This is a genomic window from Ruegeria sp. BC5 (assembly GCF_056539205.1).
Window position 1 is genome coordinate 1 of the sequence record NZ_JBQFUN010000017.1, and the last position, 866, is coordinate 866.

Below are 866 nucleotides of genomic sequence, written 5' to 3' on the forward strand. Positions count from 1 at the left end.
GCGACCTCGGCTTTGACCTTGGCTTCGACGGCGCTGTTGCCGTCTTCGCCATTGGCGGCCAGCCCGTCGACCACTTCGATGATCCAGTCGGCGATCTGGCGGAATTCGACCTCGCCAAAGCCGCGGGTGGTGCCGGCGGGCGAGCCCAGGCGGATGCCGCTGGTGACGGTCGGTTTTTCCGGGTCAAACGGCACGCCGTTCTTGTTGCAGGTGATATGCGCGCGGCCCAGGGCCTTTTCAGTCGCGTTGCCCTTCACGCCTTTGGGGCGCAGGTCGACCAGCACCACATGGGTGTCGGTGCCGTGGGTCACCGTGTCCAGACCGCCCTTGATCAGTTGATCCGACAATGCCTGCGAATTGACGACGACCCGCTTGATATAGTCCTTGAACGCAGGCTGCAGAGCCTCGCCGAAGGCCACGGCCTTGGCCGCGATCACATGCATCAGCGGGCCGCCCTGAATGCCGGGGAATATCGCCGAATTCACTTTCTTAGCGATATCTTCATCATTGGTCAGGATCATGCCACCACGCGGACCGCGCAGGGTCTTGTGCGTGGTCGTCGTCGCCACATGCGCGTGCGGGAAGGGGCTGGGGTGTTCGCCAGCCGCAACCAGACCGGCGAAATGCGCCATGTCCACGTGCAGATAGGCACCGACCATGTCGGCGATCTCGCGCATGCGGGCAAAGTCGATCACGCGCGGGATGGCCGAGCCTCCGGCGATGATCAGCTTGGGCTGGTGCTCTTTCGCCAGCGCCTCGACCTGATCATAATCCAGCATGTTGTCTTCCTTGCGGACGCCGTACTGCACCGCGTTGAACCACTTGCCCGACTGGTTGGGGCGCGCGCCGTGGGTCAGGTGACCGCC

The 866-nt window shown here is 63.9% G+C and carries 1 protein-coding gene; it reads right to left on the minus strand.

The genetic code is table 11. From position 1 onward, the window contains the following. On the minus strand, nt 1-866 hold an 866-nt coding region (glyA, locus tag ACR0LY_RS19985), incomplete at both ends, for a serine hydroxymethyltransferase (protein ID WP_480567730.1).